7 protein-coding genes are annotated in these 9,120 nt (G+C 70.9%); 3 read left to right on the plus strand and 4 right to left on the minus strand.

What is annotated here, in order from left to right; genetic code table 11:
- The first annotated feature begins 26 nt into the window (after positions 1–26).
- Entirely contained in the window at positions 27–3,377 is a 3,351-nt protein-coding gene (locus AB0K82_RS40200; protein WP_364407648.1) for a phosphodiester glycosidase family protein, read from the plus strand.
- A gap of 237 nt (positions 3,378–3,614) precedes the next feature.
- Complete coding sequence (locus AB0K82_RS40205) at positions 3,615–4,880, plus strand: cytochrome P450 (protein WP_364407651.1); 1,266 nt, start codon at positions 3,615–3,617, stop codon at positions 4,878–4,880.
- On the opposite strand, the gene AB0K82_RS40210 is transcribed toward AB0K82_RS40205, so the two are convergent.
- From AB0K82_RS40210 to AB0K82_RS40225, 4 genes are all read right to left on the minus strand, one after another.
- Complete coding sequence (locus AB0K82_RS40210; protein ID WP_364407659.1) at positions 4,881–6,131, minus strand: cytochrome P450; 1,251 nt, start codon at positions 6,129–6,131, stop codon at positions 4,881–4,883.
- Between the two features lie 348 nt (positions 6,132–6,479).
- A complete protein-coding gene (locus AB0K82_RS40215) occupies positions 6,480–6,647 on the minus strand; it encodes a hypothetical protein (protein WP_364407654.1) in 168 nt (55 codons plus the stop codon).
- Between the two features lie 284 nt (positions 6,648–6,931).
- A complete protein-coding gene (locus AB0K82_RS40220; protein WP_364407657.1) occupies positions 6,932–7,438 on the minus strand; it encodes an NUDIX hydrolase in 507 nt (168 codons plus the stop codon).
- Between the two features lie 187 nt (positions 7,439–7,625).
- Complete coding sequence (locus AB0K82_RS40225) at positions 7,626–8,417, minus strand: enoyl-CoA hydratase-related protein (protein WP_364407662.1); 792 nt, start codon at positions 8,415–8,417, stop codon at positions 7,626–7,628.
- A gap of 322 nt (positions 8,418–8,739) precedes the next feature.
- Here AB0K82_RS40225 and AB0K82_RS40230 point away from each other — a divergent pair, with 322 nt between their 5' ends.
- Positions 8,740–8,907, plus strand: coding sequence for a DUF3117 domain-containing protein (locus AB0K82_RS40230; protein WP_345354103.1), 168 nt, complete (start codon positions 8,740–8,742; stop codon positions 8,905–8,907).
- Positions 8,908–9,120: the final 213 nt, after the last annotated feature.

A 9,120-nucleotide genomic window follows, 5' to 3' on the forward strand; every position in this document is an offset into this window, starting at 1 on the left:
GCCTCATCTCATCACCGGGAGGCGCCGTGCGAACGGCGAACCGTCTCATCAGAATCGGCCTGACCGCCGTGGTCACCGCGACCATGGCGGCCGGGCTCACCCCACGTGCCGACGCGGCGACCAGGCCCTGGCTCCCCGAGACCCCCGACTTCTGGCCGCTCGTCGTCGACCAGAGCCGGACCGACCCGACCCCGATCACCCATGGGGTCAGCGCGTACTCCGAGACCTACGACGCGGTGGGCGGCCGCCAGCACACGCAGGTGCTCGACGTCGACCTGTCCGACCCGAACGTCCGGATCGGCGCGGTCGAGGCGGGCGACCGGATCACCGACCCGGCGGACGAGACCCTGACCTCCATGGGGACGCGTACGGGCGCGGTGGCCGGCATCAACGGCGACTACTTCGACATCAACGCGACCGGCCGCCCGATCGGCGGGATCATGGCCGGCGGCCGCCTGCTGAAGAGCCCGCAGCCGAACTTCAACGCCATCCTCGGGGTCAGGCCGGACGGCTCGATGGTCATCGGCCCGCAGACCTACAGCGGCACCGTCACCGACGGCGCGGCGAACCACGCGATCACGTCCGTGAACACCGTCACCGACGTCGCGGCCGGCGGGATCAGCAGGCTGACCCCCGACCTCGGCGGCCCGACGGCGGTGGCCGCGGCGACGGTCGTCACCGGCCACACCACCGGGGGCCGTCTCGCCGTCGACGGCGTCGCCTCCGGCGTCACCTCGATACCCCGCCTGACCGACGGGCAGGAGGCCCTGGCCGGCTCGGGCGCGGGCGGGCAGTGGCTCGCCGCGAACGTCCACGCGGGCGACACGCTGACGATCGACGAGAAGGCGCCCGCCCTGACCATGATGGTCAGCGGCGCGACCGTCCTGGTCAAGGACGGCAAGGCGTACAAGGATCCGGTGGGCACTCCGCCCGGCGGCAAGAACCCCAGCCGTAACCCGGAGACCGCCGTCGGCCTGAGCAAGGACGGCCGGCACGCGACGTTCGTCGTCCTCGACGGGCGTACCGGTCCGACGGGGGCGTCCGGCGTCACGCCCGACGAGGCCACCGGCTACCTGCTGGCGCACGGCGCGGACAGCGCCATCCTGTTCGACGCCGGCGGATCGAGCGAACTCGTCGCCCGCAAGCCCGGTGACGGCCGGCTCTCCGTGCTGAACACGCCGTCGGACGGCCACGAGCGCGCGGTCGCGAACGGCATCTTCGTCTACTCCACCGCCGGCGCCGCCGGTTCGGCGCGCGAGGTCGTCATCAACGGCGGCACGCCGGTCACCACCGTGCCCGGCGCGACCGTCGACGTCCCGGTGTACGCCACCGACACCGACCAGAACCCCGCCGCCGGCACCACCCGGGTCACGGTCGTGCCGTCCTCCCTGGGCTCGTGGCAGAACGGCCGGCTGACCGTGAACCGCGCGGGCGCCGGAAGGATCACCGCCCGGAACGGCCGCGCGACCGCGACCGAGACCCTGCGCGTCCTCGACCGGCTGCACTCGCTGACGATCGGACCGGACCAGCCCGACCTCATCAACGGGTCGGTCCAGCAGTTCACCCTCACCGGCGACGGCTCCGTGCCCGTCCCCGCCGAGGTGGCCCGGTGGACGGTGAGCCCGTCCGACCTGGGCACCGTCGACGCGCACGGGACGTTCACCGCGTCGGCCGCCAAGAGCGGGCTGGCCACGGTCACCGCCGAGTCGGGTGGAGTGTCCGCGAGCACGACCGTCGCGGTGGGCAGCGTCTCCAAGGTCATCGACGACCTGAGCGACGTCGGCCACTGGAACCTGCGCAACACCACCGGCCAACCGGCGCAGACGAGCCTGGCCTCCGGTGTCGTGCCGCCCGGATCCACCGCCTCCGGCTCGCTCCAGCTCACGTACACCGTGCCCGCCGGGCAGGGGGTCAAGCAGCTCGTCCTGTCCTCGAAGACGACGCTGCAGGCCGGAGCCGACGCCGAGGGCAAGAACCCGACGGGGATCGGCCTGTGGATCAAGGGCGACGGCAGCGGCATCGATCTGGCGGAGTCCTACATCGGCGCCGACGGCCTCACGACGACGCTCTACCCGACGACGGTGACCTGGAAGGACTGGCGGCTCGTCGTCGCCGCGCTGCCGTCGACGATGAAGTTCCCGCTGAAGATCAGCTTCATCGACTTCCTCGGCATCAACGCGGCGACCACGATGAGCGGCACGCTGAACGTCAGCGGGCTGCAGGCGCTCTACTCTCCGCGCCCGGTCGTCGCGCCGCCGTACACGGCCATCCCGAAGAACCCGTCCTGGCTGACGTACGAGGAGAGCGCGGACGCCTTCCACAAGAAGGGCACGACGCTGCTCACCGGGGACGACGCCCACCTCGTCGCGTCGGATCCGGGCTCGGCCGGCTCCAACGTCATGGACGCCATCGCCAAGCGGGTCCCGGCGCTGCGGCCCGACCGCGCGCAGTTCCTCGGTGACATGTCCGACGACGGGGAACTGCCCGACCTGGAGTTCGCCCGGCGGAAGATGGCCGCGCTCGGCGTCCCCTACCGGGACATCGTCGGCAACCACGAGATCAGCCAGGGCACGGTGCCGGAGAACGGGAACTTCGCGAAGGTGCTCGGCGACACGCACTACGCGTACACCTCCGGGCCGGCGAACGTCATCGTGACCGACAACGCGCACGGCAGCCTGCAGTCCTCCGACGCCTACCAGAGTCCGGCCGAGGCGCAGTTCCCCTGGCTGGTCCGGCAGCTCACCGGCAACCGCTCTCCGGCGGTGCTCGTGGTGACGCACATGCCGGCGTACGACCCGCATCCGGCCGCGAACAGCCAGTTCGGCGACCGGTGGGAGGCGCGGATGTACGTGCGGTTGATCCAGCGGTACCAGCAGACGCACCGCGACACCCACGTGATCATGCTGTACGGCCACGCGCGCGGCTTCGCCGAGCAGATCCTCGACCCGCTCGGCCGGCCCTCGGCCGACGGCGTGCCGCAGTTCACCTTCGCCGACCTGGGCATGCCCGCCTACGCGCCGGCGGATCAGGGCGGCTTCTACAACTTCGGCCTGATCCACGTCGGCCCGTCCGGCCGCATCGGATTCACCGTCGAGCCGGTGCTGACGTCCATCGCGGTCACCGGCCCGGCGTCACTCGGGGAGGGCGCCTCCGCGCAGCTCACGGCGACCGGTACGGCCGTCGGCGGGGACAACCAGCCCCCGCTGACGCTCCCCATCGCCGATCCGGCCTCGCACGTCTGGTCCTCCGGCGACGCGCGGGTGGTCAAGGTCGATCCGGCGACGGGCAGGATCACCGCCGGGCACGCCGGCACCGCGAGCGTCTCGGTCACCAGCGGTGGCGTGTCCGGGAGGTTCAAGGTGACGGTCACCGGCTGACCGCGCTCACACCGGCCCCTCGGAGACGGCACGCCGCCGCCTTCCGAGGGGTCGTCTATGCAGGGCGAAATCGACCAGAAAGCGAAGTTTCGAGCATGGGCGGGCCGTGTTTTTCGGGGAGATTCGTCCCGGTGCTGGCCCTGTGGTGACTCTTGACCGTAGTCTCCCGCGAACAAGCCGTGACCTCCCGTCGGCGTGCGCCGTCGGCGGATCCAGAGCCCATAGTGGAAGAAGGCCATGACCGAACCTGCGCCTGCAACCGCCCCCGCCGACGCCTCGCCGGGCGGCTGTCCCGTCCACGCCGACGTGCTGCCGCTGTACGGTCCGAGGTTCCTGCGGAATCCGGCGGAGCTGTACCGCGAGATGCGACAGGAGCACGGCTCGGTCGTGCCCGTGGTGCTCGAGGGCGACATCCCCGCCTGGTTCGTGATCGGCTACCGGGAGGTCCATCACGTGCTGAGCCACCCGGAGGTCTTCGCCCGCGACTGCCGCCGCTGGAACGAATGGGACAACATCCCGCCCGACTGGCCGTTGCGGCCCTTCGTCGGCTACCAGCCCTCCACGCTGTTCGCCGAAGGCGACGAGCACCGGCGCCGCGCGGGCGCGATCAGCAACGGGCTGTTCGTCGTCGACCAGTTCGACCTGCGGAACCAGTCCGAGAAGATCGCCGATGAGCTGATCGACGCGTTCGCCGAGCGGGGCGAGGCCGAGCTGATGGCCGAGTACGCGCACCCGCTGCCGCTGCTCGTCCTCGCCAGGATCTTCGGCCTGCTCGAGGCCGAGACCCCGGACCTCCTACGGGACATGATGACCACGGTCAACGGCGACGAGGGCGCGCTCGACGCGTACCAGGGCATCTGCGCGACCATGGAGCGGCTGGTCGCGCACAAGCTCGAGCAGCCCGGCCCGGACTTCGTCACGCGCATGATCAACGATCCCGCCGGCCTGACGGAAGAGGAGCTCATCGCGGATCTGGTCCTCGTGATGACCGCGGCCCAGCAGCCGATGGCGTACTGGATCGGCAACACCGTCCGGCTGATGCTGACCGACGACCGGTTCTCCCTGAACCTCGCGGGCGGCCGCCGCAGCGTCGGCCACGCGCTCAACGAGGTGTTGTGGGAGGACACCCCCACGCAGAACTACCTGGGCCGGTGGGCCGCCCGGCCGGTCCACCTCGGCGGGCAGCAGATCAACACCGGAGACCTGCTCGTCCTGGGCCTGGCGGCGGCCAACAGCGACCCGCGGGTACGCCCCGCCGCCGACGCCCCGGCGATCGGCAACCAGGCCATGATGTCGTTCAGCTACGGCGAGCACCGGTGCCCGTTCCCGGCACCGGAGCTCGCCGAGGTGATCTGCGAGGCCGCCGTCGAGGTGCTCCTCGACCGGCTGCCGGACGTGCTGCTGGCGGTGGACCCCGCGGATCTGGAGTGGTCGCCGTCCGTGTGGATGCGCGGCCTGGTCGACCTGCCGGTGAGGTTCGCCCCGTCGTACCTCGTCGGCTGATCAGCCGGAGACGGCCGGGGCCGCCGTCGCGGAGGAGCCGACGGCCGCCGGCCGGAACTCCAGCGGCAGCGTCACGAGGCCGCGGGTGAACACCCCCTGCTCCGGCGGCGCGGCACCGTCCCGGAAGGCGATGTCGTCCATGGCGTCCAGCAACTGGTTGGTCGCCACCTCGACCTCCGTCTTGGCCAGCAGGGCGCCGACGCAGAAGTGCCGCCCGAGGGCGAAGGCCAGGTGGTCGGCGGCCGCCGAGAACGCGGTCGAGGCGGCGAGGTCGTCGCGGAAGACGTCGAACACGTCCGGGCGGGAGAAGTGCCGGGGGTCGCGATTGGCGGCGCCGACCGCGCACACGACGGTGCCGCCGGCGGGCACGGTGCCGCCGCTGAGCGTGACGTCCTCGGCCACCTGACGGATGACCATGTGCACCGGCGGGGTGTACCGCAGCGTCTCGGCGAACGCCTTCGGGATGAGCGTGCGGTCGCGCCGGACGGCGGCGAGCTGGTCGGGGTGCGCGAGGAGGTTCCGGAAGAGGCCGGAGACGGCCCGGTCGGTGGTCTCGCCGCCCGCGGCGAGCAGCAGGCTGCAGAAGGCCCGGATGTCGTCGTCGGTCATCTTGGTGCCGTCGATCTCGGCGGCGCAGAGCGTCGACAGCAGGTCGTCCCCGGGGTTCGCCCGGCGCTCCTGGATGATCGGAATGAGGTACTCGCCCAGCTCGCGGCGGGTCCGCTCGCCGTCCGCCGCCACCTCCGGGTCGCCGGCCAGGTTGCCGAAGACCGCGATGATCGAGGTGTACCACCGGTGGAACCGGTCGTGATCCGCCTTGTCCAGGCCCAGCATGTCGGCGATGACGTTGATCGGAAACCGGGTCGAGAATTCCGCGACCAGATCGACGGTTCCACGGCCCGCGAAACGCTCGATGAGTTCGCGGGAGTTGCGCTCGATGACCGGCAGGAATTTCTCCTGCAGCTCATTCCCGCGGAACGCCGGTGCCACCAGCGCGCGGTGCACGGCGTGCTCCCGGCCGCTCATCTGCAGAATGGTCCGCCCGTGCACGGGCTCGAGCTGCCACTCGTAGTTGTCGGTGGTGAAGACCGGGTCCCGGAAGGCGCGCTGCACGTCCTCGTAGCGCGAGATGACGTAACCGCCGCTCGACTCCTGCCTGATCAGCGGGAATTCTTCCAGCATCGTTCGGTAGAACGGATAGGGGTCCGCGGCGAATTCGGGGGACAGGACATCGGGCGGCACCGACGGCATGGCCATGAACACTCCCTTGATCGGCAAGCGTGCCGGTCAAGGCTATGTAGAGGCTTCTGTCAGGTCCATAGCTCGTGCCAAGTCCCTGGTGCGGGAGCCTGAGATCGCGATCTGGTCATCCGCGAGCCCGGGGGCCGCCCTCAACCCGCTGAGCAGGCATCGAACGGAGCCGGGCCGGTGCGAAGGAAGGGCCCGCCTGCGCATGCGCACGCGGGCCCCCGGCATTGAGGCGGCCTGTCAGAACACCAGGCCGTTGCCTGCTTGACCAGGTACTCGCGTGCCTGGTTCATCGTGAACGCGCCGTCCGAGTGCGCATCACCGCTCGCCCGGCACGTCGGCTGTGGTCGTTCAGCGATCCCGAGGTTCGGAACCGTGCCCGTAGGTGACCTCGCGGCCTCCGTCCTCCAGCTCGTAGAAGACCGGGACGCCGACCTCTGCGCCCTTCTCCTCCACCTTCTTGAGGTGGTCCAGGCAGTCACCCAGCGTATTCCCGATGAAGAATTGCCTCTCGGCCATCGGAGCCATCCTCTCTGGTTTCAGGCAGCGGCCGTGAAGGCAGCGACCTCTCGAATTTATTGCGAGAAACACGGCGGACAGTCCAAAGGAACGGGTCGAACGCAACCTGCTCGGCATGGTCGGGACGCGGTCGTGACATCGCCGTCGGTCATGTTCAGGGCTCGGCATGGAGATGAGGGTGCGTCGGCCGGATCTCCAACGCGATCAAGAAGCGGCGGTCGCGACTGAACCGAACCGGGTCGGCAGATCACGGTCGACCTGCACGCCCAATGCCGGCAGCGACCTCAGCGCGGCACGTCCGCGTCGGTGGGCCGCGACGCGGCGAGGTAGCGCGTCTCGCCGGTCGCGCGCGCCTCGAGGGCGGCGGGGAGGCGGGCGGCGGAGACGGCGGAGAGCAGGCCCACGCCCTCCTCGACCGTCACGAACGCGTGGTCCACGAGCTCTTCCTCCTGCAACCGGATCGGCGCGTCCCCGTCGTACGTGCCGCAGTCGAACAGGAAGTACATGTTCGGACGCGGGCGCTCGCCGTCGGCCGGCACCCAGTCCGAGACGAGCAGGCGGCCCGCGCGCACGCTCAGCCCGACCTCCTCCAGGACCTCGCGTTCGCAGCCCCGGTGCGGGGCCTCGTTCGCCTCGACGACGCCACCGGGAAAGAGCCAGTACGGGCGGTAGCTCGGCTTGACGAGCAGGATCCGCCCGGACGTGTCGGTGATCAGGCCGCCCGCCGCGAGGTAGACGCTGGGCAGGGAGGCGTACCAGTCCTCGGTCGACAGCCATTCGCGTTCGGTCACGATGCCGAGGCTAAGGGCTGCGGGCCGTCCGAGGGGCGGCCATCGCCCACGTTCGCGCTGATCACCCGGCAGGCCGGCCCAGCCGACGGCCGCGCCGCCTCACCTCGCGTCGCGTCGCGTCGCGTCGCGTCGTACGAGCTGTACGTCAGCCGAACCCGACCTCCACCGGGCCCGACGGGGAGGCGGGTCAGCGGCCTTCGAAGACGGGTTCCTCCTTCTTGAGGAAGGACTTGGTGGCGGAGGCGTGGTCGGCGGTCGCGGCGCAGGCGTCCTGCAGCTCCGCCTCCTTGGCCAGCGCACCGGCCAGGTCGGCGGTGGCCGCGTGGTCGAGGGCGGCCTTCACCGCGCCGTACGCGTACGTGGGCCCGGCGGCGAGCCGCCGCGCGAGCTCCCGTGCCTCCGCGTCGAGCCGGTCGGCGGGCACCACGCGGTTCACGAGACCGAGTTCGAGGGCCTCCGGCGCGCGGAGCGGCTCGGCGAGCAGCAGCAGCTCGGTGGCCTTCGCGCGGCCGACGAGGCGCTGCAGCGTCCACGACAGGCCGCTGTCGGGGGCCAGCCCGATCCGCGTGAACGCCGTCGCGAACGACGCCTTCTCCGACGCGATCCGGAAGTCGCACGCCAGGGCGAAGGAGAGACCCGCCCCCGCCGCGACGCCGTTGACCCCGGCGACCACCGGCTTGGGCATGGTGGCGAGCGCGAGCACGATGGGGTTGTAGTGGTCCTGGATGGTGCCGTCCAGACCGCGGCCCGCCTCGAGGTTGGCGGCGTGTTCGCGCAGGTCCTGCCCGGCGCAGAAGGCACGGCCGCTACCGGTCAGGAGCACCGCGCGTACGGCCGAGTCGTCGCGTGCCCGTTCCACCGCCGCGCGCAGCGCGCTCTTGGTCTCCGCGGTCAGCGAGTTCATCGCGTCCGGGCGGTTCAGGCCGATCGTCGCGACCCCGTCCGCCAGGTCGTACAGCACGCTCTCCGACACGTTCAGGCTCCTTTGCCCTGGTTCGGTACGTCCGATGCTCCAGGCCAACGATCGGTGAAGCCGGAGGCCGGGGCAAGAGCCGCGCCGCGGCCGATGGGAGAAAATGAAGTGGGGGAGCGGGCTCGCGGGCCCGGAAACCGGAGCCGCCGCCCACCTCCAGGACGGCTCGTTACCAGGTCTCAGCATGATCTCGAAGCTGATCGTTACCACTTAGCGCCCGGAAAACGGGATAATGGACCACCACCAGTTGACTTGATGCGGCAGACGGGTCAGCGGCCAAAGAAGCCCGGCGGCCCCACGCGGCCCTAGGCAGGAAGGGGATGCACGCATGGCGGCGATGAAGCCGCGGACAGGCGATGGTCCGCTCGAAGTTACCAAGGAGGGGCGCGGAATCGTCATGCGTGTCCCGCTCGAAGGCGGCGGGCGGCTCGTTGTCGAACTGTCGGCGGACGAGGCAGGCGAGCTCGGGGACGCGCTGAAGGACGTCGTGGGCTGAGACGACGTCACCCGATCATTGAGGTTCCGCGAAGGCCCCGGCGTTCCGCGCCGGGGTCTCGCTGTCCGTGGGCCCTTTCCGGACCCTAACGGGACCGTCCCCGAAGGAGAGGACTTGCCGGTTTCCACCGAGCTGCACATCGTCCACGGCAGGATCCGGGACATCGCCACGACCGCCGAGGTCGTCGCGGTGCCCGTGCAGGCCGGCCCCGAG

The organism is Actinoallomurus sp. NPDC052274 (genome assembly GCF_040679475.1).
GTDB classification, from domain to species: domain Bacteria; phylum Actinomycetota; class Actinomycetes; order Streptosporangiales; family Streptosporangiaceae; genus Actinoallomurus; species Actinoallomurus liliacearum.